This is a genomic window from Fictibacillus barbaricus (assembly GCF_031457135.1).
GTDB lineage: Bacteria > Bacillota > Bacilli > Bacillales > Fictibacillaceae > Fictibacillus > Fictibacillus barbaricus_A.
The window spans coordinates 72,652-94,415 of sequence record NZ_JAVDWA010000005.1; the positions used below are offsets into that span (position 1 = coordinate 72,652).

Genomic DNA, 21,764 nt, shown 5'->3' on the forward strand with positions numbered 1-21,764 from the left:
TAAATGGAGGCTTTTTTATATGGACTTTTTTTGTTCAGCTGGATTCAATAACTTCATTTGTTCCAGCTCCAGCCTCATTTTTTGCGTTTCGATCACATAGTTGTCGTGTTTCAATCGTTCTAACTCTAATTCATCTTTAATCATTTTGTGTTTCAGCTTCGTCTGAGATTGAAAATGGCTTGTGATAATAGCGATGATGGGAATTGCGAAAACCATAATGACTGAAATTGTTCCTGTCATAGTGCTCCCCCTTGTCGAAATCAAAACTTTTTTTACCTATATAGAGATCATAACAAATATATCCATTTAAATATATGAAAAAAGCAACAAAGGTAATTCTCTACGTTATGTCTTTAGTTCTACATGTATGGCTACTTTATCTACATCTCGACATAATTTTACTCGCGATTCATAGACATCAAAATAAAAATCAGGAAAACAATCATCTTCCTGATTTTAATAAACCTCTTATATAAATTTCAATTCTCCAGAGTATCCACTGGGATCCTGCTCTAATTGATCTTCAGAAAAAATAAATGTCCATGGCATACTCGTTTGTGATGGAATTTCTAATGTATATTCTGATTCAAGTTTTGCGATCACTTTTCCACTTTCTACGTATACTGCTTTTTGATTCAAAAGTGAAAAAGACTCGTTCGAATAATTATTAACTAGTACCGTAACTAAGAATTGTAGTTTATGGTTAAACGCCGTTTTTAATAGGAAAGCATCTTGACCCTTTTTATTTTCATGATTCATTTCAGAGAATACTCGCTGTATCTCCAATCGGTCCTGATCCGCGATCGTTTTGTCCCAAGCTTGTTCAAATGCTAGTTTTTGCATGGACGTATCACCTCTTAGAACTATCATAACATATGAGCAATTATGCCAATTTCTACTCACAACACGTTGTTTTGAATGAAGTTGCTTTCCATTCCAGGTTGCTCGCTTTCCGCGGGGCAGGGAGCTTCACGTCAGCTATTTATTGTCATAAACCGAGCTGGCTGCTTTCAGAAGTTTTTCTTTTTCCTTCTTGCTGTCTGATCCTTCTCTAATTAAGTACTCCATCTTATGAAACAATCCATCTTCTTCCCATAATAATATAGGAAGATCGGCGTTTCCTGAAAAATAAGCCTCAGTGCCGTTTTCCAATTTCACTTTTGCCTTTGTCGTTTTTTCTTCCCCTTTAGGCAAAAAGTTAGAGACTCGGTAAGCTAAATACACATTCTTGCCTTCTTGCTTTGGATAAAAGACAGTATCGAGCAAAATATTTCTCTTTTCGCCCCAATCGGAAATTTGATATGTCGTCAATACCACTTTAAACGGCAGTTTTTTCGGCAGATTCATTGGAAAGGGAAGCGCTTTGCTTGCCGTTTCTTTAGAAACACGTTCATAATACCTCGGATAAGCACCTTTTGCATGGTCTTGCAGTTTCAATTTTTTATCATTTAATGTTCCGTTCGAACTGTTGCTTTGACAACTTACAAGAAAGACTATTGCTATGAAAAATAGAATCAGGCTTTTCCTGTTCAATCGCCCCACCCATTCTTTTATTTTTTAGAGGAAGATGGTACTATCACTTTCCAGTTATCATCACATGTTGCCTGTATTTTGCCTCGTTTTAACAAATAATTCGCCATTAATTCAGAAACATCGGTAGAGAGATCCTTGATGACGGGTTTTCCTTTAAACATTTGATAATCTCCGCCGCCCCCCGCACGGTAATTGTTCATGACAACGCGATATAATTCTGTTTCTCCAACTTCTTTCCCTTTATAGGACAATTCAATAACCCTTTCACCGAACGGCTTGGACAAATCAATCGTGTAGTGAATTCCTTCCCACATATCGTAGTTGTAATGCTGCGGCTTCGGAACAGAAAAATCCGGATTGACCGCAACCTCACCATCTTCTGTAATAACGAAATACGATGCAGACCGTTCTAATGCTTCTCTCATATTTTTTCCTGTTATCTCGACTACTTTTAGCGTGTTTGGGTAAATGTAGTTTGACACAATATCGCGCATCGTCACATGACTGCCGAACCCTTTTGAGCGGTTATCAAACAGTGCCGTGCTGGATATATCTGCACCGGCTGCATCCATCTGAACTTTGTTAATGAATTCGATCAGAGCACTATCTTTTAATCGTGTTTCCATCGGATTTGTAATTTCCATATTGCCTTCAATAAATCCAATTGGCTGATCCAGCCATGTTTGCGTTTTTTCCTCATAAGGAGCAATTAAATCCATGATTTTCTTATCTGGCTCATAACCCTTTGTAGAAAGCAATTTGGATTTCTTTTCAAACACTTTCCAAGTTGAATTTTCGCTCTTTATCTTTACTTCCACATGACCTACAGCAGTTCCTTGTGTTCCAGGCTGTACAACCGCAACACCATTCACTTCTAAACCCTCTATCAACCGATGCTGGTGTCCAGTCAGGAGGACATCAATACCTTCCACTTCCATACATAGCTGATATCCTTGGTTTTCACCCGTCAGCGTTTCAGTCGGCTTCCCTGTCTGTAAATCCCTTTCAAAACCGCCATGATAGGAAACAATAATCAAGTCTGCCTTCTCTTTTAAAAGAGGAACCCACTTCTTTGCCGTTTCGACCGCATCTAAAAACTGAATCCCTTCAATATGCTCAGGATTTTCCCAGTTCGGAATATAATGAGTCGTTAACCCCAGCACCGCGGTCTTTACTCCGTTCTCAAATGTTTTAATAAAGTAAGGCTGTCCGAATACCGGTTCTCCTGATTGCTGCCAGACAATATTAGCAGACAGCCATGGAAATCGCGATTGTCCTACTGTTTCCTGCAGCAGTGAAAATCCATAATTGAACTCATGGTTGCCGATCACCGCACCGTCGTACTCAAGCTCATTTAACAAAAGAATCATAGGGTTTGGCAAAGCATTGTCCAGCCTTGCGTAATGATAAGTGAGCGGCGTTCCTTGAATCAAATCGCCGTTATCCATCACCAAACAATTTTGATGTTTCTTTTTTTCTTCCTTTAATAAGGCTGCGGCTTTCGCAAGACCTAACTCTGCTTCTTCATTATTGCCGTATGTTAACGGGAGAACATTTCCATGCACATCACTCGTCACGTATATATGAATCGACTGTTCCACAAAAATCAACCTGCTTTCTCTTAAACTCTTATGTCAATTATACTAGTTTCCTATTGTTTTCTCCTTTACAAAAAATTTACTTTTAAAGTAAATAATTATGTTATTATGGAAAAGTAAGAAAATTTTACATATTCTATGGGGGTTCGACAATGTTTAAAAAATTAGCGACAGTCGGCATGTCCGTATTACTTGCCGGGTCAGTTTTAGCCGGATGCAGTTCCGACAAGAAAGAAACTTCTGGAAAGACTAGTGAAGGATACGCACCTAAAGAATTAACCGTACAATTTGTTCCATCTCAAAACGCGGATACACTTGAAGCAAAAGCAAAGCCGCTTGAGAAATTATTGAGTAAAGAGCTTGGAATCAACGTAAAAGTAAGTGTTTCTACTGATTACAATACAATTATTGAAGCAATGAAATCTAAAAAAGTGGATGTAGGGTTCCTTCCTCCAACAGCTTATGTATTAGCTAAAGAAAACAACGCAGCTGATGTAATTCTTCAAGCACAGCGTTATGGTGTAAATGAAAAAGACGGATCACCGACAGATGAGCTCGTTGATAGCTATAAATCTATGATCATCGTTAAAGCGAATTCCGATATTAAAGAACTTAAAGATCTTAAAGGCAAAAAAATGGGCTTCCAAAACGTAACTTCTTCTGCTGGATATGTATGGCCTGCAGTAGAAATGATGAAAGCTGGAGTTGACCCAATGTCTGATGTTGAAACAACAACATTAAAAGGACATGACCAAGCAGTTCTAGCTGTTCTAAACGGCGATGTAGATGCTGCTGCAGTATTTGAAGATGCTCGTAACATTGTAAAAGCCGATTATCCGAAAGTATTTGACGATGTTCGCGTACTTTACCGCACTGAACCAATCCCTAACGACACGATTTCTGTTCGTTCTGACATGACTGATAAATGGAAAACAAAAATCCAACAAGCATTCATCAACATCGCTAAAAGTGATGAAGGACACCAAATCGTGAAAGATATCTACTCTCACGAAGGCTATGTGAAATCAAAGGATAGCAACTTCGACATCGTTCGTGAATACGGTAAAAAAGTTTCTGAGTAATGTGAAGCCGTAAACCATAAAACCGCATGAGGCTACCTCCTCTTTGCGGTTTTTCTTTGCCTAATATTTTTCTTGAAAATGGCAGGGAACACATGTGATTTTGTCGAAATTTTCTATAATTACACGAATTTAGCAGAAAGTTGGTTACACATACATGATAGAGTTTAAAAATGTTTCAAAGGTATATCCAAACGGCACGATTGGTCTAAATGATATTAATCTCACAATCGAGCCTGGTGAATTTGTGGTGATTGTCGGTCTCTCAGGAGCTGGTAAGTCTACACTGCTCCGTTCAATCAACCGCCTCCATGAAATCACGGACGGTGAAATTGTTATCCATGGACAATCCATTACAAAAGCTGCAGGTAAAGAATTATTAAAAATCCGCCGCGACATCGGGATGATCTTTCAAAATTTCAACCTCGTAAAGCGTTCATCCGTATTAAAAAACGTTTTATCTGGACGTGTTGGTTATCATTCTACATTACGAACCGTACTAGGCATGTTTCCTAAAGAGGATATCGACCTTTCACTTCGCGCTTTGGAACGCGTAAATATTCTAGAAAAAGCCTATTCGCGTGCAGACGAGCTTTCAGGCGGACAACAGCAGCGTGTATCAATCGCACGCGCACTTGCCCAAGAAGCAAAAATCATTCTTGCCGATGAGCCTGTCGCATCATTGGATCCGCTGACAACCGTACAAGTAATGGACGACTTGCAGCGCATTAACCGCGAACTTGGCATTACTACAATTGTTAATCTTCACTTTATCGACCTCGCGAGACAATATGCAACACGCATTATTGGACTAAGAGCCGGTGAAGTTGTATTTGATGGTCCAGTTTCGGATGCAACAGACGAAAAATTCTCTGAAATTTACGGACGTGAAATCAGCAAAGATGAGTTATTAGGTGAACCTGTATGATCAACACAGAATTAAATTCCGGAAAACAGACACAAAAGCCTCTTGGCCATATCCCTTCACCGCCAAGCAAATTGAAACATTATTTAACGGTATTGATCGTTATCGGTCTTCTTTGGGCGAGTGCTTATAAAACGGACGCAACGTTTGAAGAATTAATTTTAGGGTTTCCAGAAATGGGAAAGCTTTTTAACGAAATGCTGCCGCCGGACTGGGCTTATTTTAAACCCATCATTGAGCCTATGCTTGAAACGATCCGCATGGCTGTCCTAGGAACAACATTTGGAGCAATATTAGCCATTCCGCTTTCATTGCTCGCAGCATCAAACGTTGTGAAGAGTAAAGTGCTTTTTTACCCGACTCGTATGCTATTGAATTTAAATCGTACTATTCCTGATCTACTGACCGCAGCGATATTCGTTTCCATCTTTGGACTTGGAGCGTTCCCAGGAATTCTGGCTTTAACTTTATTTTCTCTTGGACTTATTTCAAAGCTCTTATATGAAACAATCGAAGCGATTGATAAAGGGCCATTAGAAGCCATGACTGCTGTAGGTGCTAATAAAATGCAATGGATCTTTTTCGGTGTTGTGCCACAGATCTCAGCACATTTTATGTCATACACGCTGTATACTTTTGAGGTAAACGTCCGTGCAGCTGCAGTCCTAGGATTAGTTGGTGCCGGCGGGATTGGTCATTATTATGAAAAAACACTCGGCTTCCTTCAATATGACCGAGTTGCATCAATTATTATTTTCACACTCGTTATTGTTTTGATCATCGACTATACAAGCACGAAGATACGGGAGAAATTGCTATGAGTACGTATTCAGTTAAACGACCGCCTAGAAAAATCTTTTTCAAAATAACCATATTTGTATTATTGACCGCTCTTTATGTTTGGTCCTTTGCCGGTATTGATTTTAATGGATTTAAAGAAACAGCTGGTATTATCTCTCAGGCTATTATTAGAGGAATCTTCCATCCGGATTGGGATTATGTCTATTTACCAGAAGGAGAAGACCTTCTAAGAGGACTGCTCGACACACTTGCAATTGCAGTTCTAGGTACTTTCATATCAGCAATTCTTTGTGTTCCTTTTGCATTTTGGGCAGCAAACAACATCAGCAAGTTCAAACAAATTTCTGGCACAGGAAAATTCGCATTGAGTGTCGTTCGTACTTTTCCAGAGATCATTATGGCGATTATCTTTATTAAAGCTGTAGGACCTGGATCATTTGCAGGTGTATTGGCACTTGGACTTCATTCCATCGGTATGCTCGGCAAGCTTTTCTCTGAAGCGATCGAAAACATGGACCTTGGACCAACAGAAGCCTTGCTTGCAACGGGGGCAAACCGCTTTCAGGTTCTTTGGTTTGCTGTACTTCCGCAAGTATTTCCAGACTTCTTGTCCTATACGCTGTATCGCTTTGAGATTAACGTACGATCCGCAACGATATTAGGGGTTATTGGTGCAGGAGGTATCGGGACACCTCTAATTTTTGCTCTAACCTCTCGTGACTGGAACCGTGTAGGAATTATTCTGCTTGGTATTGTTGTCATGGTAACGCTGATTGATATGATTTCAGGATTTATCCGCAGAAAAATCGTTTAAAATAATAGATTTATTCGCAATTATTGTTGATCTTGAAGGCAGTTGTTCTACGTTTTAGGATGCTCGCTTTCCGTGTGGCTTGCGGTGTCAAATTATAAAATGCCTCAGAAGTAACAATCTATTAGAAAACAGCCAAAATAGTGAACCAGACAGATTTATAGGGCTGTCTGGTTTTTTTCGTCCAAATAACAGAAATTCCGACATTATTTCCAAGGGAATAATCCTATTTTTTGAGTGTTCATGATTCGTTGCTTGATAATTTAAAATAATTTTGAAACATTTTACAGGGATAATCGTCTAACCTATCGAATACTATAATCTTGTTCATTTTTAGAGAAAAAAGGGGGGCCTTTCTATGAACATTGATTCGAAACCAAAAAAGAAAAAGAAGAAAAGTTCGGATCGCAATCGCAAAGCAATGTTACTTCCAATTACAATTGTGATTTTGTTATTCGGTTTAGTTGTTTGGAATAATATTCGTCAAGAAACGAAACTTCCATCTGAAGAATGGAGCCGTTCCATCAGTGTACCAGTTGATTCTAATAGCACACAACCACTTGTATATAAGGAAAATAATCAATATGTCGTTTATACACATCAAAGCGATGGCATTAAAAAAGCCACATTAGATCAAAAGCTAAATGTGAAAGCAGAGAAAACGACTAAACTTCCAATTGATGAAAGAAGTCATTTTTGGTCGAATGGCGAAAAATATGCATTCATTTCAAGCAGCGGAGAGTTGATTTTATCTGATGGTAATAAGAATACGGTTATCGAAAAAAACGCTGATTATTTAGCAGCGGCAAAAGAACGTTTCGCTTATTCAAAAGGCAATGAAGTATATGTATATGATCCGAAGGCAAGTAAAAGCAAATTGATCTTTAAGGCACAAGAAAAACTAGCAGATCTAACCAGTCATCCTGATTCTTCCTCATTTGTTGCTATTGTTGGTGAAAAAGTTAATATGGAGTCCATTTATCTGCATGATGAGAACGGAAAGTATGAAGCTTCATCCATTTTAAGGTACGAGAAATCGAGTACAGATAAAATCTATAACTTCCGTTTTGCAGAATCAAAGGAAAAAGTTCATTTTCTCTATACTTTATACTCTTCCAAACAAGGAACGAAATCATTTAAAACTTATTATGGAGCTGTATCCATCTCAAATTTAAATAAACTATCATTTAATGAGATTTCATTTAAAGACAAAGCTTATCATTCTAATTTAGAAAATCCGAATTATCAGCAGCTGAATATCGAAAATGGCAAACCTGCTGTACTTTTTGCAGCGAGTGGGCCAATTTCAAATAAAAAAGAAGCAGGAAATATTTATAACGCTGTGTTGGAGAACGGAAAGTGGGAAACCAATAGAATCAGTACAACAAAAGATTATTCCACTTATCCATTAAAAGCTGATGATCAAACCGTTTTCTGGCTAAAGGCAAATTCGATAGCCGATTTTCAATTATATGCAGCAAGTAAGGACCCAGGAATCATTAAAAAAAGCCAGTCGATTCAAAAACAAGATGTTTCTAGCGCTGTATTTGATGCATGCACAGCTTCTGTCGTTTCCTTTATTGCGATGACCAACGCATTTGTATGGGTTGTACCGTCTATATTATTTTTAGGCATTTTATATTTTGTTAGAATCGATATGATTGAAGATGAAAAACCGTGGGTGAAGTGGCTATCCATTGCCCTTTTCATCCTTACTCAAATGTATGTGATTCAATCATTGTTCAATGCACAATTCTATACATTTGCACCGGACTACTTAACGTTTACAGGAAGCTCATTTGTCATACCGGTTGTGGTATCCGTTATTGCTTTATATGTCATGCACTTAGTAAAAAATAAAGACTGGGGACTCTTTGCACAAGTATCGTATTTTATAGGAGTCACTGTTTTATTTCAGTTGTTTGTAGTTGGAACTTACGTATATTAATGAAAAGCAGGGAGTCATTCCCCTGCTTTTTTTGATTCAATAGAAAAACCAGGGTGTTTATCCCTGGTTTTTTAAACGTTTATATAATGCGTGCGTGCCGCTGTTCTCTTCGCCCATTTCAGCAAGCTCTTCATAAAGCTTTTTCGTTAATGATAAGCCCGGTGTCGCCAATCCCATTTCTTCAGCAGAGTTTAGCGCAATCGTCATATCTTTTATAAAATGTTTCACATAAAACCCTGGCGCGAAATCGCCTTTTAGCATGCGTGGAGCCAAGTTGCTTAAAGACCAGCTTCCTGCCGCTCCAGATTCTATACTTTTCAGAACAGTCTCTGGGTCAAGCCCAGCTTTTTCTGCATAAAGAATAGCTTCACATACACCAATCATTCCAGATGCAATTGCGATTTGATTGCACATTTTTGTGTGCTGTCCTGAACCAGCTTTTCCTTGATACACAACGTTTGATCCCATTAAAGAGAATACAGGATTCAATTCTTCAAATGCCGATTGATCTCCTCCGACCATGATTGATAATCTTGCTTCTTTTGCCCCTATATCGCCACCCGATACAGGTGCATCCAGCGCCTTTATTCTTTTTTCTGCAGCTGCAGCTGTTATTTTTTTAGCAAGCTGCGGACTGGAAGTTGTCATATCAATCAAAAACGAACCTGGTTTTGCATGTTCGATTAATCCTTCGTCACTTAAGTAAACTTGTTCAACATCAGATGGATAACCGACCATCGTTATAATAATATCCGAATTTTGAGCAATTTCTGCAGGTGAAGAAGCCCAATTTGCTCCTTTTTCAATCATTTCCTCTGCTTTTTCCTTTGTTCTCGTGTAAACATTTAATGGATACCCAGCCTTCATAAGATGACCAGCCATACTCTTTCCCATTACACCTATTCCAATAAAACCGATTGTTTGCAAAACCTTCCCACTCCTTACTATGTATTTTTTTATTATGCTATTTTCGTATTCAATGTTGCTTTTGATAGTAATTGATTTCCGTTTCAGGTTACTCGCTTTCCGCGGGGCAGGAGTCTCACACATTGTACTCCAATCAACTGTCAAAGAAGACAATAAATAATAAGCAACAATCTTTTAGAAAACAGCCTTTTATTAAAATCTTCTTATATGTCCTCGTTAATACTATTGATGACCTTATACTATCCTAAATAAAGCCTTGAAGTCGAGCATAGGACGTTATTGAGACCCGATCTGTTTTCTATAAGTTTTGACAACATCCAAAAAAATAAAAGCCATCGCTGTTTAAGCAATGACTTCCCCCATCAAAATACGGTCAATTCTAGATAACGCTTGATCATAATCCATATTTAAACAGGTGAGCATGATTAGAACGTCGTCTTTCGTATATCTTTTTAGCATATAAAATAATTGCGGTTTTCTCTTTTTAAAAAGAGTCATCATCTCAATAGTCGGTAATGTTCTCCCTATCGGTTTAATTTTTAGAAAAGAACGGATGTGTGCTGTAAATACCGGGATGGAATCAGGATGATCTGGCTGCGTGTCTAGTAGCTCCTGAAATCTCAATAATGAATCGATCAGTTCCTTATTTCTTTCCACGAAAATTTTATCTTCCTTTCCCTGTCTGCTGTGATTAGATCCCCTATAAGAATATCGGCGTAATTTGACAAAGTTCTACAACTATTTTAAAGGGGGACAGTCCCGGGACTGTCCCCCAACAATTTATTTCCCTTGTTCATTTCTATTTATCTCTCAGGGGGTTTACTCAATTCCTCCCTATTAAAAGTAACCATTTAAAAAATCCATCCTATAATCAGATGGATTTTACGCTGTTTTTCTTTATTTTTAAGTAGTAAATGGTAACTGCTATACACAGCAGCATCACATAAAAAAGAAATACATTGCGGAAGACGACCGATAATTCCAATCCTTTTTGTCCTTGGATTAATAAACCGGCAACTGCCACTCCTAATGCACCGCCAAAAAATTGAATCAGCTGAAGCATGCCCATACCTGACCCTACTTCATCTTCGTCCAAAATCCTGGAATTTTCATTTGCTAGACTTGAAGTTAAACTCGAAAATCCGATACTCGTAAACATATAAAAGACAGCCGTTAAATAGTAAGCTTTTGTCGCAAAAAGAGAAAACAAGACGGCTGATACTAATAAAGAAAATAGCCCCATCCGCATAACGGGCAGATTACCGAACCTGTCAATCCAGCGCCCTACAAATATGGCAGCAAGGGCAGAAAGCATGGCACCCGGAAAGATTACAAAGCCGATGACTGCCGGTTCTTTATGAAACAAATTAGAAAGCATGACAGGCATCACAAACAAAAAAGCAAAGTGTGTCATAAACGCAAACAAACCAATAAAAAGAATTGAGACATATTTAACGTTTTTAAACAGATCGACACGGATAAAAGGGTCTTTCTTTTTCTTCGAATAAAATATAAGTCCTGTAAAAAACAGCACACTTAGACCGAGCAGCAAAAAAGAAAAGGAAGATAAATAAAGCAAAAAGCACGTTACTCCTCCGCCAGTTAACAATGCGCCAGCAAAATCAAACGAGCCAGGTCTTCTTGTTTCAAGAGGCAAATATTTTTTATAAACTGGGAGAAGCAACAACACAAGTCCTGTTACGATGAAAAGAACGTTCCATCCCATTAGCTGTGTCAGTCCTCCGCCTATTACTGGACCTAACCCAAAGCCAAGCGATGCGGCGGATGAAATCAATGACATGGCTTTACCCCGTCTTGAAATCGGAATATAACGGGTTGCGAGCACCATCCCAAGACCTGGTACAGCTCCCGCCCCCATTGCTTGGACGAGACGGCTCACTAAAACAAAGATAAAACTATTTGCAAAATACCCGGTGATTGAAGCTATCCCAAGTATAATAAGTCCAGTAAACAATAGCTGTTTTATAGGAATAAAATCAGATAGCCTGCTGAACGTAATGGTCGATAAGGCAAATACAATCGAATAACCAGATACAATCCAGGAACCCGCGGTAGGACTTAAATCAAATTGCGCAATAACACTCGGAAGGGCGACATTAAACATTGTCGTGTTCATAACCACGAGCCACACCGTTAAACTCCATAACGGAATTACTCTGTTTTCCTGTATCACCCCATACTGTTCTTCACTGCCAGACACACGGTCACCTCTTTTTAGCAAAATAATATCCCTATCTTACCACTGCCTCCAAAAATTTGGCACTTATTTTGCTTTATGTATTTTTCACCTTATTAAGAATGATCAAATAAAATCCCTATCCGAAAAAACGGGTATGGCAATGCAAGACATATGATGTTCATAAATATACCCAGCTAAAAGACTGCCTAGTAGAAATGATATGATGGATAAAGAATATTTCTTTGCGTGTGCACGATCTTTTAAATACAGATAGAAGGAGAATTCTTTCATGAAAATATTAATGCTTGGATTGACCGGAAGAGTGGGAAGTAAAATGGCAGAATACGTTTTGGAAGATGGGTTTTATCTACATGCACTCGTTCGTAGCCCTGAAAAAATACCGCCAAACTTAAATCAGCGAATCAGCTATACAAAAGGTGATGTATTGCATAAAAACGACGTTGTACAATCAATAAAAGAATGTGATCTCGTCGTAAGTGCACTTTCAACGGATGGAGCTAATGTGCTTTCAGAGAGCATTCCAATCCTTGTCGAGGCGATGAAAAAAGAAGGAATTTCGAGAATCATTACAATCGGAACTGCAGGCATTTTAGAAAGCCGTGCAGAACCTGGCGTATTGCGATACCAATCTTCTGAATCAAAGCGTACATTAACACGCGCAGCTGAAGACCATCATAAAGCTTTTACTATTTTAGAAGAAAGCGGACTGGATTGGACGATCGTCTGCCCAACCTATCTTCCGGATGGAGAAGCAACGGGTGTATACCGGATTGAAAAAGACTATTTACCAGAAGAAGGTTCACGCATCACAACAGGCGACACAGCCCATTTCACCTTTTCTCTCTTAAAAGAACCACGTTTCCTGCAATCACGAGTTGGATTAGCGTATTAAAATAAAAAGGCTTTTGCTAATAACTTCTTTAGCAATAAGCCTTTTCTTTTTATCACGTATAATAAGGTGAAATTAACAAGTATACAAGTACACCTGTTAAACTAACATACAGCCATAATGGCATTGTCCAGCGTGCGATCTTACGGTGTTTTTCCACCTGCATGTTCAGTCCGCGTGTCACGGTAATTAATGCAAGAGGCACGATAACGATTGCGAGCAGAATATGTGTGATCAAAATAAAGAAATAAATATACTTTAACGGACCTTCACCGCCATATTTCGTCGTCTCCGTTAAATAGTGATACGTTACATATGACACCAAAAAGAGCGTTGTGCTCGTAAATGCCGCAAAGATGAAGCGCTTATGAAGCGTTATGTTCTTCTGCTTAATAAAATAAAGCGCAGCTATTAAAAACACGAATGTAAAGCTGTTAAATATAGCATTCAAACGCGGAAGCAACGTTACATCAAATGTTATTTCTCCCTTATATTCGGGCAAGAAAAACAATACAGCTACTAAAACGTTAATCGCTATCGATAATCCGATAATTAAAGGTGTATAATTACGCTGTTTCGGTTCAGCCATGATTTCAAGACTCCTTTTCATCTCATAGTACAACTTATTTTACCACTCTGCCCACTATTCACAAACCCAATACGTCCTTCATTCTGCACTTACCAGCCAAGTGTCATGAATTCTTCAAAGTTAGAGCTGATGACAATCCATTTTTTAGCTCTTGATTAACAAATGGTACTGATGAATGTACTCTTTCCACACTTTTACTGTCCTTTTCCACACTTTTTGATTTTCATCCCACACTTTTGAGCTTTCATCCCACACTTTTTTATAACATACCCATGAGCCGACTGTATTCGACAATATTCAATCGTTAAAAAAGACCCTAAAAGCTGCAAGTTGCGCTTTTGGGTCTCCCTTATCAAAATAGTAAATCACGCTTTGACAAACTTCTTTTCATCAACTGTTTCAATAAACTTCTCTACTTCTCCAACAACCGATGCAACACAGCCTTTTTCAAACGGCGAGATCAGGCCGGCTTCTTCTACTAGTTTTGTAAATGGAAGACTTCCTCCCTTTTGGCAAAGTGCGAAATAATCTTCCCACGCCTGTTCTCGGTTCTCCACAGAACGCTTCCAGAACTGCAACGCGCAAATTTGAGCAAGCGTGTAATCGATATAATAAAAAGGTGAACGGAAAATATGACCTTGTCTGTGCCAGAAACCGCCGCTTTCCAAGTACTCCAAGTCATCATAATCACGGTGCGGCAAGTACGTTTTCTCTAACGTACTCCACATCTTGCGGCGCTCCGCCGGCGTCGCGTCCGGGTTATCATACACAAAGTGCTGGAACTCATCCACTGCTACACCGTAAGGAATGAATTCAACTGCTCCAGTAAGATGGGAATACAAATATTTTTCAGTATCTTGTTCAAACAGCTCCTTCATCCACGGATACGTTAAAAATTCCATGCTCATAGAATGAATCTCACAAGCTTCCAATGTTGGGAACTGATATTCAGGCACTTCGTAGCCACGGCTCGTGTACATTTGGAACGCATGACCGATCTCATGCAGCAGCACGCGAACATCATTATCTGACCCGTTAAAATTTGTGAAAATAAACGGTGCCTGATAATCGTGAATGAACGTGCAATATCCGCCAGGCGCTTTGCCTTTTTTGCTTTCTAAATCCATCAGCTCATCTACAGCCATATAGTTGAAAAAAGCTCCAGTTTCTGTCGCTAGTCCAGAGAACACTTTTTTTGCACGATCAACGATCCAGCTGGCATCCCCTTGTGGTTTTGGGTTGCCCGTCGTAAAACTGAACGGCTCATCATAAAACTTTAACTCATCAAGACCGATTCGCTTTTGCTGACGTTCTTTCAATTTGGTACAAAGCGGAACGATGATCTCCTTTACCTGGTCACGGAATACTTTTACATCTGACGCATTGTAATCCGTTCTTCCCATACGATCATAAGCGAGTTCAGTAAAATTGTTATAACCTAGCTTGTGCGCAATTTGTGTACGCAGCTTTACTAATTCATCGTAAATCATGTCGAATCTTTCTTCATTTGATTTTAAAAATCCATTCGCAGCAAAAGACGCCGCTTTTCGCGTTTCGCGGTCTGGTGACTGAACATACGGTGCTAACTGTGCCAGGTTCAGTTCTTTTCCGTCAAATTTGATTTTTGCCGACGCCATTACCTTCACATATTCAGAACTTAATTTATTTTCCTGCTTCAGATCTTCCAGCACATCTTCAGAATACGTTTTTACCTTTAATTCTGCTAATCGAAACAGCTGGCTGCCCCATTTTTGTTCCAGCTCATCTTTGTAAGGGGACGCAACAAGAGCTTCGTGAAAAGCTGTAACCACGCCTTGATAAACGGGAAGATTTTCATCCATAAATGCTTGTTCATCCTTATAAAACACATCTTCCGTATCGATTGTGTGTCGAATTTTCGCTAACCTTGCCATTGACTCAAAGCTGTTCCGCAGTGAAACGACTTTTTTCATCGCCTCATTTTGTTCGTCGGCGGAAGAAGCTTCACGAAAAATTTGTACTGCCGCTTCAAAAGCCGATTTCAATTCGTTAATATCCGGTCTTTCATATGTAAACTCACTAAACTTCATGGTTATTGCCTCCAAACATTATTTTGTATTTACAAATTCTACATATTGTTCACTAACCCCTTTTTATCCTGTTAAGTTTCCTATACTTTGTTAAAATAAACATAATAGAATGTGAGGCAGGAGATTCGTATGAAAGATTATCAAACAGACCCTTTTAAAGGGACCTTCGGAAGCCTTGAAAACCTGGCAGATAAAATAAGTGATGTTCTCTCTTGTCCTGTAACAATCGAGGACCATAACCACAGGCTGCTAGCATACAGTACACATGAAGACGGTACAGATCCGGCACGTATTGCGACGATCATTGGCAGACGAGTTCCTGAAAAAGTCGTGAACAGTCTTTGGAAAGATGGCGTCATTCCGAAATTGCAAGAAAGTGATGACCCTGTTCGTGTTACTTCTATACAAAAAGTAGGACTCGGAGACCGTGTAGCTGTTTCGATTCGAAAAAACAGCGAAGTCCTTGGGTATATTTGGGTTCTTGAAGTGGAGAAAAAACTTTCCCTAGACGAGATGGAGATGCTGAAGCTTGCAGCCGTTTCCGCCAAAAGCCAATTACTGCAAATGCAGATCGGTACAAAAAAGAAGGAAGAAAACCGCCAAGAGCTTTTTTGGAAAATGCTGACCGGCAATCTTCCAAAAGAAGAATTGATACTAGAAAAGCTGCACGAATTAAATATATTGCCTGTATTACCGGCATCTGTTTTTATTTTACAGCTGCAAGAAGAGATTTCACCGTCATTGGAAAAAGACATCTTATACATTGCGGCTGTTAACCAAAAGATAAACGTACTATTATCAGCAGCTGACAGCAATCAAATGCTAATGCTGGCTTCACCTGTTGGAAAAGAGCCTTCTTTGGATCTTGCAAAATCGTTTGTCGAATCTTTTTTTACTCATATGAAGGAACGGTTTTCCGTATCAGAAGTGAAAGCAGCATATGGCAGTCTCGTCACTTCGTTTTCACAAGTCGAGAAAAGCTATAAAGAAGCATCAACCGTATTAGCTGTTCAGGAAAAACTCGGCGGAGAAACTTTATCCCTCAACGGGTATCATGAACTCGGCATTTATCAATTTTTAGACAGCATTTATGAAAAACAACAAAGACAAGGCTACCAGAACGAAATGCTGGCAAAATTGCAGAACTATGACCGCCTCCATAAAACAGAGCTATATCACACACTCGAAACGTATTTAACGCTTGATGAAAACTTAAATAAAGCTGCCGAAGTGCTTCACATACACATGAACACACTCCTCTACCGTCTTAAGCGGATAAGTGAAATCACCAACATTGATTTAAAAAGCCCCCACCAAAAGATCATGATTTATCTTGATTTTAAGTTAAATAGGATATTTTAGGACTTGCATTTGTGAAACTTCACAAATGCTTTTTTTTACTTTTTGATTTCCTAACAATGAAATACATCTCTTCCCCTCTTATACTGAAATCACAATTGAAAACGCAATCAACAGTTTATTTATATAGGAGGATTCACAAATGATTATTGGAGTTCCAGCAGAAATTAAAAACAATGAAAACCGCGTCGCAATCACGCCATCTGGTGTTGTTACTTTAACAGCTTCAGGCCACAAAGTACTTGTAGAAAACAATGCAGGTGTTGGCAGCGGATTTATAAACGAAGATTACGCAGCAGCAGGAGCAGAAATCGTAGCAGAAGCGAAAGACGCTTGGGCAGCAGAAATGGTCATGAAGGTTAAAGAACCTTTAGAGTCTGAGTACAAATACTTCCGTTCAGATCTTATTCTTTTCACTTATCTTCATCTTGCAGCTGAACCGGCATTGGCGAAAGCTCTTACTGAAAGCGGCGTAACGGCAATCGCTTATGAAACAGTTGAGTTCAATCGCACACTTCCGCTTCTTACACCAATGAGTGAAGTAGCTGGACGTATGTCTGCACAAATCGGTGCACAGTTCCTTGAAAAGCCAAAAGGCGGAAAAGGAATCCTTCTTGCAGGAGTACCTGGTGTACGTCGTGGTAAAGTAACAATCATCGGAGGCGGTGTTGTAGGTACGAACGCTGCTAAAGTAGCAATCGGACTTGGCGCTGACGTTACGATCATCGACTTAAGCCCAGACCGTCTTCGTCAATTAGACGACATTTTCGGCAACAGCATCCAAACATTGATGTCTAACCCATTAAACATCGCGCAAGCAGTTGCTGAATCTGATCTAGTAATCGGTGCCGTTCTTATCCCAGGAGCAAAAGCACCTAAACTTGTAACTGAAGAAATGATCAAAGCAATGACACCTGGTTCTGTAATCGTTGACGTTGCAATCGACCAAGGCGGAATCTTTGAAACGGTTGACCGTATTACAACGCATGACAACCCAACTTATGACAAGCACGGTGTTGTTCACTATGCAGTAGCAAACATGCCTGGTGCAGTTCCGCGTACTTCTACAATCGCGCTGACAAATGCAACAGTACCATACGCACTTCAAATCGCTAACAAAGGTGCACAACTTGCTATCGCTCAAAACGCATCTCTAAAATCAGGTCTTAACACTGCCGGCGGATTTGTAACATATGAAGCTGTAGCAACAGACCTTGGATATGACTACGTAACAGCTGAAGAAGCTTTAGAAAAAGCGATTCAAACAGTATAATTACTCGATTTCTAACCTCCCTGTCTTTGATAGGGAGGTTTTTTTCTAAAGGCTGTATTCGTATTCATTGTTGCTTGTTTTGAAAGTAGTTGATTTCCCGTTCCAGGTGCTCGCTTTCCGCGGGGCAGGCGGTGAGCCACATTCGTATGTTTCACGTATAAGTGTCTCACCTGCCCGCCTGTCCCGCAGGAGTCTCACACCTTCCACTCTTATCAACTGTCAAAGAAGTTAATAAAGCAAGAAAATAGCCTTTCTATAGAGTGATTTTTTAGTCGTACGGAGAGGGCTCACCGCACACCCTGCGGAAAGCGAGCATCTGTAGCGTAAATTAATCATTTTCAAGATCAGCAAAGCTTATCGAAATACTCTTTCTTATAAATTTTGTAAGCGCATACAAATAATGATTGCCAACTAAATAGAATTGTTTTATTATTATAAATAATCAAATAATTTACAGGACATTATTGTCTTGGGGTAGAGATGCGGAGAACCCTGTGATCAATAAAGTGTATTACGTTGTGTAATACGTTTTATTGTTCATGGGGATTTATTTATTTTATTTATAAAACCACTTTTAAGGAGGAGTTATGGATGAAAAAGTTGTTCTCATTGTTAACTGCTTTGCTGCTCGTATTTCTAGCAGCCTGCAGCAGCGGTACAAGTAATGGCGATGGAGGATCTAAAAAGGGAACTACCGAAATAGACTTCTACTTCCCTGTTGCTGTCGGTGGGGATGTTGCTAAAATTGTGGACAATTTAGTGGCAGACTTTGAAAAGGAAAACCCTGATATTAAAGTGAATGCCAGGTACGGAGGCAGTTACTCAGAAACAATGACACAGGTAATGGCTGCAGTCCAAGGCGGAAATCCTCCTGAGTTAGCCGTTTTATTTTCTATCGATCTTTTTACCTTAAGAGAAAACGATGTCATCGAAGAAATGACTCCATTATTTGATAAAAAGTATTTTGATGATTTTTATGGGGCTTTTATGGCGAATTCAAAGGTTGGCGATAAGGTTTGGAGCCTTCCGTTCCAAAGAAGTACCATCGTCCTTTACTACAATAAAGATGCTTTCAAAAAAGCAGGACTTAATCCTGATGCTCCGCCAAAAACGTGGGATGAGCTAGTCGATTATGGCAAGAAATTAACGGTCAATGGCGGCAAAGATCAATGGGGTCTGGAAATCCCGAGTACCGGCTATCAATATTGGATGACTCAAGCGCTTGCTTTACAAACTGAGAAAAACATCATGTCTGAAGATGGTAAGAAAACGTATTTTAATGCGCCGTATACAAAGGAAGCTTTGCAATTTTATTTGGATTTAAGCAAAAAGCACAAAGTGATGCCTGAAGGAACGATTGAATGGGCTACTGTCCCATCTGATTTCTTAAGTGGAAGAACAGCCATGATGTATCATACGACTGGAAACTTAACAAACGTTAAAACGAATGCTAATTTTGATTTTGGAGTAGCTTACTTGCCGGCAAACAATCAGTATGGTTCACCTACTGGCGGCGGAAATATTTATATGTTTAAAGGTGTGCCAAAAGAAAATAAAAAAGCAGCGATTAAATTCATGAAATTCTTAACAGAACCTGAGCGTGTAGCACAATGGTCGATCGATACAGGCTATGTAGCTACGAGAAAGTCTGCATATGAAACAGATAAACTAAAAAAATATGTAAGTGATTTCCCTCAAGCTGTTATTGCGCGCGAGCAGCTGGAATACGCCGACAGCGAACTGGCAACCTATCAAAACGGTGAAGTCCAAAAAATATTCAATGATGCAATCCAGGCTGTATTAACAGGAAAAAGCAGTGTAGATGAGAGCTTAGATAAAGCCCAGAAAGACGCTGAAAAAGTTTTAAAACCATTTCAAGACTAAATAACAATATGCGGAGCTCAAGTTAATATAGAAATTAATTTGAGCTTCTTTCTTCACAAAGGATAGGGGGTTGTTATAACCATTATGAATAACACACCAGAAACATATAAAAAAGCTGCCATGCTAAACCATGCACCCGTAACAAAAAACAGAAAAAAGTTACGTTCTGGATCCAATCAGAATATGTTTGCTTATTTTTTGTTACTGCCTTCTTTTATCTTCCTGTCATTATTTACATTTTATCCAACGCTAAAATCCGTTTATTTAAGCTTTTACAGCGGTCCGATGACGAGACTTGAATTTTCTGGCTTGGATCAGTACAAAGACGTTTTATCAGATGAAATCTTTAGAAAAGTAATCTTGAATAACATCCTTTTTATCATCGGAACTGTTCCCGCAAGTTTATTTTTAGCTATGTATCTAGCGATTTGGCTTAATAAAAAAATGGCAGGCAGCGCATTGCTTAGAACCTCTTTCTTTTATCCAACAATCATTCCATTGATTGCAGTGGCCAACATTTGGCTGTTCATCTATACACCACAATACGGTCTTCTCGCAAAATTCCTGCAGGGAATAGGGGCACATGGTCCAAACTGGCTAGGCAGTCAAAGTACAGTCATGATCGCCATGATACTAATGATCATTTGGAAAGATACAGGGTTCTATATGATTTTTTATTTAGCTGGATTGCAAAATTTGCCGAAAGACGTTTATGAGTCTGCCATGATTGAAGGAGCTAAACCTTTTCAGATGTTCCGTTATATCACTTTTCCTTTATTAATGCCGACTACTCTTTTCGTCATGATTGTAGCCATCACAAATGCGTTTAAAAACGTAGATCATTTATACATTATGACAAAAGGCGGACCTGATAATGCCAGTAACCTTTTGCTTTATCATATTTATGAAGCAGCGTTTACAAATTGGGACCTAGGTAAAGCAGCTGTTTTAACGGTCGTCTTAATCGCCGTTCTATTAAGTATTACCGCATTCAATTACTTGTTCTTAGATAAGAAAATCCATTACTAGGAAGGGAGGGATTTCATTGTACAAAAAACTTAATTACTTCTTCATCATCCTTTTAGGAATCATATTCTTTATTCCTTTGTTTTGGGTACTCATCACTTCTTTTTCAACGAGTAAAGAAGTGATTGGAAACTCCTTTCCGCTTTGGGTTTCCCATCCAACACTGCAAAACTATAAAGATGCCTGGCATGTCGCCCCGTTCCTAACCTATTATTTAAATACTTTTATTATTGTTTTCGGAATTTTAATCGTTCAATTATTTACGATTACTCTCGGTGCCTATGCTTTTGCAAGATTAAATTTCAAAGGAAAAAATGTGCTGTTTCTTTTATTTTTGCTTCAATTGATGATCCAGCCGGAAATCCTTCTCTTTCCAAACTATCAGATTATGAGTCAGTTGGGCTTAGTAAATACGAAGCTTGCCGTAATGCTCCCTTATTGGGCTTCAGCTTTTGGGGTGTTTTTATTAAGGCAAACATTTAAGCAAGTTCCTTACGACTTAGACGAAGCGTCAAAAATTGATGGCTCCAAATGGTGGCAGACCTTATGGCATGTCTATGTTCCATCTGCCCGGCCCACCTATCTTGCTTTTGCATTAGTGTCCGTCAGCCATCACTGGAGCAACTTTATGTGGCCGTTAATTATTACAAATTCTGATGAAAATCGGCCATTAACGGTCGGATTAGCTTTATTTGCCCAGTCATACGAAACAGGAGCTCAATGGGGCATGGTAACCGCCGGAACCGTAATGGTTATCTTCCCGTTGCTTATTGCATTTTTTATCTTCCAAAAACAGTTCGTATCCAGCTTCATGCATTCTGGAATTAAATAG

20 protein-coding genes are annotated in these 21,764 nt (G+C 39.1%); 11 read left to right on the forward strand and 9 right to left on the reverse strand.

What is annotated here, in order from left to right:
* Positions 1-15: 15 nt before the first annotated feature.
* The 4 genes from J2X07_RS14330 to J2X07_RS14345 form a co-directional block, all read right to left on the reverse strand.
* Positions 16-240, reverse strand: a complete 225-nt coding sequence (locus tag J2X07_RS14330; protein ID WP_310260041.1) for a hypothetical protein — start codon at positions 238-240, stop codon at positions 16-18.
* A gap of 228 nt (positions 241-468) precedes the next feature.
* Entirely contained in the window at positions 469-843 is a 375-nt protein-coding gene (locus tag J2X07_RS14335) for an SLAP domain-containing protein (RefSeq protein ID WP_310260044.1), read from the reverse strand.
* Positions 844-978: 135 nt separating this feature from the next.
* The gene (locus J2X07_RS14340) at positions 979-1,533 is read right to left on the reverse strand and encodes a hypothetical protein (protein ID WP_310260047.1); all 555 of its coding nucleotides are present in this window, start codon (positions 1,531-1,533) and stop codon (positions 979-981) included.
* A 17-nt stretch (positions 1,534-1,550) separates the two neighbouring features.
* Positions 1,551-3,134 (reverse strand): bifunctional metallophosphatase/5'-nucleotidase, encoded by a 1,584-nt coding sequence (locus J2X07_RS14345; RefSeq protein ID WP_310260050.1) that lies wholly within the window; start codon positions 3,132-3,134, stop codon positions 1,551-1,553.
* A 149-nt stretch (positions 3,135-3,283) separates the two neighbouring features.
* On the opposite strand from J2X07_RS14345, the gene J2X07_RS14350 reads away from it, so the two are divergent.
* From J2X07_RS14350 to J2X07_RS14370, 5 genes are all read left to right on the forward strand, one after another.
* Positions 3,284-4,213, forward strand: a complete 930-nt coding sequence (locus J2X07_RS14350) for a phosphate/phosphite/phosphonate ABC transporter substrate-binding protein (RefSeq protein ID WP_310260053.1) — start codon at positions 3,284-3,286, stop codon at positions 4,211-4,213.
* 154 nt (positions 4,214-4,367) lie between these two features.
* Positions 4,368-5,138: a phosphonate ABC transporter ATP-binding protein gene (gene phnC / locus J2X07_RS14355; protein WP_310260056.1), complete on the forward strand. Its 771-nt coding sequence runs from the start codon at positions 4,368-4,370 to the stop codon at positions 5,136-5,138.
* On the forward strand, positions 5,135-5,956 hold the full coding sequence (phnE, locus tag J2X07_RS14360) for a phosphonate ABC transporter, permease protein PhnE (RefSeq protein ID WP_310260059.1): 822 nt from the start codon (positions 5,135-5,137) through the stop codon (positions 5,954-5,956). The genes phnC and phnE (J2X07_RS14360) overlap by 4 nt, the downstream gene beginning before the upstream one ends.
* On the forward strand, positions 5,953-6,750 hold the full coding sequence (gene phnE / locus J2X07_RS14365; protein WP_396194298.1) for a phosphonate ABC transporter, permease protein PhnE: 798 nt from the start codon (positions 5,953-5,955) through the stop codon (positions 6,748-6,750). The genes phnE (J2X07_RS14360) and phnE (J2X07_RS14365) overlap by 4 nt, the downstream gene beginning before the upstream one ends.
* A gap of 355 nt (positions 6,751-7,105) precedes the next feature.
* Positions 7,106-8,695: a hypothetical protein gene (locus J2X07_RS14370; RefSeq protein ID WP_310260062.1), complete on the forward strand. Its 1,590-nt coding sequence runs from the start codon at positions 7,106-7,108 to the stop codon at positions 8,693-8,695.
* Positions 8,696-8,752: 57 nt separating this feature from the next.
* On the opposite strand, the gene J2X07_RS14375 is transcribed toward J2X07_RS14370, so the two are convergent.
* The 3 genes from J2X07_RS14375 to J2X07_RS14385 form a co-directional block, all read right to left on the reverse strand.
* Positions 8,753-9,622: an NAD(P)-dependent oxidoreductase gene (locus tag J2X07_RS14375; RefSeq protein ID WP_310260065.1), complete on the reverse strand. Its 870-nt coding sequence runs from the start codon at positions 9,620-9,622 to the stop codon at positions 8,753-8,755.
* 342 nt (positions 9,623-9,964) lie between these two features.
* Positions 9,965-10,279: a hypothetical protein gene (locus tag J2X07_RS14380; protein WP_310260066.1), complete on the reverse strand. Its 315-nt coding sequence runs from the start codon at positions 10,277-10,279 to the stop codon at positions 9,965-9,967.
* A gap of 214 nt (positions 10,280-10,493) precedes the next feature.
* Positions 10,494-11,843, reverse strand: coding sequence for an MFS transporter (locus tag J2X07_RS14385; RefSeq protein WP_310260069.1), 1,350 nt, complete (start codon positions 11,841-11,843; stop codon positions 10,494-10,496).
* Between the two features lie 268 nt (positions 11,844-12,111).
* Here J2X07_RS14385 and J2X07_RS14390 point away from each other — a divergent pair, with 268 nt between their 5' ends.
* Positions 12,112-12,735, forward strand: a complete 624-nt coding sequence (locus tag J2X07_RS14390; protein WP_310260073.1) for an NAD(P)-dependent oxidoreductase — start codon at positions 12,112-12,114, stop codon at positions 12,733-12,735.
* Between the two features lie 52 nt (positions 12,736-12,787).
* Here the strand turns inward: J2X07_RS14390 and J2X07_RS14395 are convergent, their stop codons facing one another.
* Together J2X07_RS14395 and J2X07_RS14400 are read right to left on the reverse strand one after the other, a co-directional pair.
* Positions 12,788-13,321: a DUF420 domain-containing protein gene (locus J2X07_RS14395; RefSeq protein WP_310260077.1), complete on the reverse strand. Its 534-nt coding sequence runs from the start codon at positions 13,319-13,321 to the stop codon at positions 12,788-12,790.
* Between the two features lie 365 nt (positions 13,322-13,686).
* Positions 13,687-15,390, reverse strand: coding sequence for a M3 family oligoendopeptidase (locus J2X07_RS14400; protein ID WP_310260080.1), 1,704 nt, complete (start codon positions 15,388-15,390; stop codon positions 13,687-13,689).
* 129 nt (positions 15,391-15,519) lie between these two features.
* Between J2X07_RS14400 and J2X07_RS14405 the strand changes: the two genes are divergently transcribed.
* The 5 genes from J2X07_RS14405 (at position 15,520) to J2X07_RS14425 (ending at position 21,764) form a co-directional block, all read left to right on the forward strand.
* Positions 15,520-16,752, forward strand: coding sequence for a PucR family transcriptional regulator (locus J2X07_RS14405; RefSeq protein WP_310260082.1), 1,233 nt, complete (start codon positions 15,520-15,522; stop codon positions 16,750-16,752).
* Positions 16,753-16,891: 139 nt separating this feature from the next.
* Complete coding sequence (ald, locus tag J2X07_RS14410; protein WP_310260085.1) at positions 16,892-18,022, forward strand: alanine dehydrogenase; 1,131 nt, start codon at positions 16,892-16,894, stop codon at positions 18,020-18,022.
* Between the two features lie 591 nt (positions 18,023-18,613).
* Positions 18,614-19,906 carry an ABC transporter substrate-binding protein gene (locus J2X07_RS14415; protein WP_310260087.1) on the forward strand — a complete coding sequence of 431 codons (1,293 nt, stop codon included), beginning with the start codon at positions 18,614-18,616 and terminating at the stop codon, positions 19,904-19,906.
* Between the two features lie 120 nt (positions 19,907-20,026).
* Positions 20,027-20,935 (forward strand): carbohydrate ABC transporter permease, encoded by a 909-nt coding sequence (locus tag J2X07_RS14420; protein WP_396194361.1) that lies wholly within the window; start codon positions 20,027-20,029, stop codon positions 20,933-20,935.
* Between the two features lie 16 nt (positions 20,936-20,951).
* Positions 20,952-21,764 carry a carbohydrate ABC transporter permease gene (locus J2X07_RS14425; RefSeq protein ID WP_310260089.1) on the forward strand — a complete coding sequence of 271 codons (813 nt, stop codon included), beginning with the start codon at positions 20,952-20,954 and terminating at the stop codon, positions 21,762-21,764.

What these genes read in the sequence shown, in the direction of transcription:
- J2X07_RS14330 (WP_310260041.1), bottom strand. Translation starts at nt 240, where the DNA reads ATGACAGGAACAATTTCAGTCATTATGGTTTTCGCAATTCCCATCATC.
- J2X07_RS14335 (WP_310260044.1), bottom strand. Translation starts at nt 843, where the DNA reads ATGCAAAAACTAGCATTTGAACAAGCTTGGGACAAAACGATCGCGGAT.
- J2X07_RS14350 (WP_310260053.1), top strand. Translation starts at nt 3,284, where the DNA reads ATGTTTAAAAAATTAGCGACAGTCGGCATGTCCGTATTACTTGCCGGG.
- phnC (WP_310260056.1), top strand. Translation starts at nt 4,368, where the DNA reads ATGATAGAGTTTAAAAATGTTTCAAAGGTATATCCAAACGGCACGATT.
- phnE (WP_310260059.1), top strand. Translation starts at nt 5,135, where the DNA reads ATGATCAACACAGAATTAAATTCCGGAAAACAGACACAAAAGCCTCTT.
- phnE (WP_396194298.1), top strand. Translation starts at nt 5,953, where the DNA reads ATGAGTACGTATTCAGTTAAACGACCGCCTAGAAAAATCTTTTTCAAA.
- J2X07_RS14370 (WP_310260062.1), top strand. Translation starts at nt 7,106, where the DNA reads ATGAACATTGATTCGAAACCAAAAAAGAAAAAGAAGAAAAGTTCGGAT.
- J2X07_RS14390 (WP_310260073.1), top strand. Translation starts at nt 12,112, where the DNA reads ATGAAAATATTAATGCTTGGATTGACCGGAAGAGTGGGAAGTAAAATG.
- J2X07_RS14395 (WP_310260077.1), bottom strand. Translation starts at nt 13,321, where the DNA reads ATGGCTGAACCGAAACAGCGTAATTATACACCTTTAATTATCGGATTA.
- J2X07_RS14400 (WP_310260080.1), bottom strand. Translation starts at nt 15,390, where the DNA reads ATGAAGTTTAGTGAGTTTACATATGAAAGACCGGATATTAACGAATTG.
- J2X07_RS14405 (WP_310260082.1), top strand. Translation starts at nt 15,520, where the DNA reads ATGAAAGATTATCAAACAGACCCTTTTAAAGGGACCTTCGGAAGCCTT.
- ald (WP_310260085.1), top strand. Translation starts at nt 16,892, where the DNA reads ATGATTATTGGAGTTCCAGCAGAAATTAAAAACAATGAAAACCGCGTC.
- J2X07_RS14415 (WP_310260087.1), top strand. Translation starts at nt 18,614, where the DNA reads ATGAAAAAGTTGTTCTCATTGTTAACTGCTTTGCTGCTCGTATTTCTA.
- J2X07_RS14420 (WP_396194361.1), top strand. Translation starts at nt 20,027, where the DNA reads ATGCTAAACCATGCACCCGTAACAAAAAACAGAAAAAAGTTACGTTCT.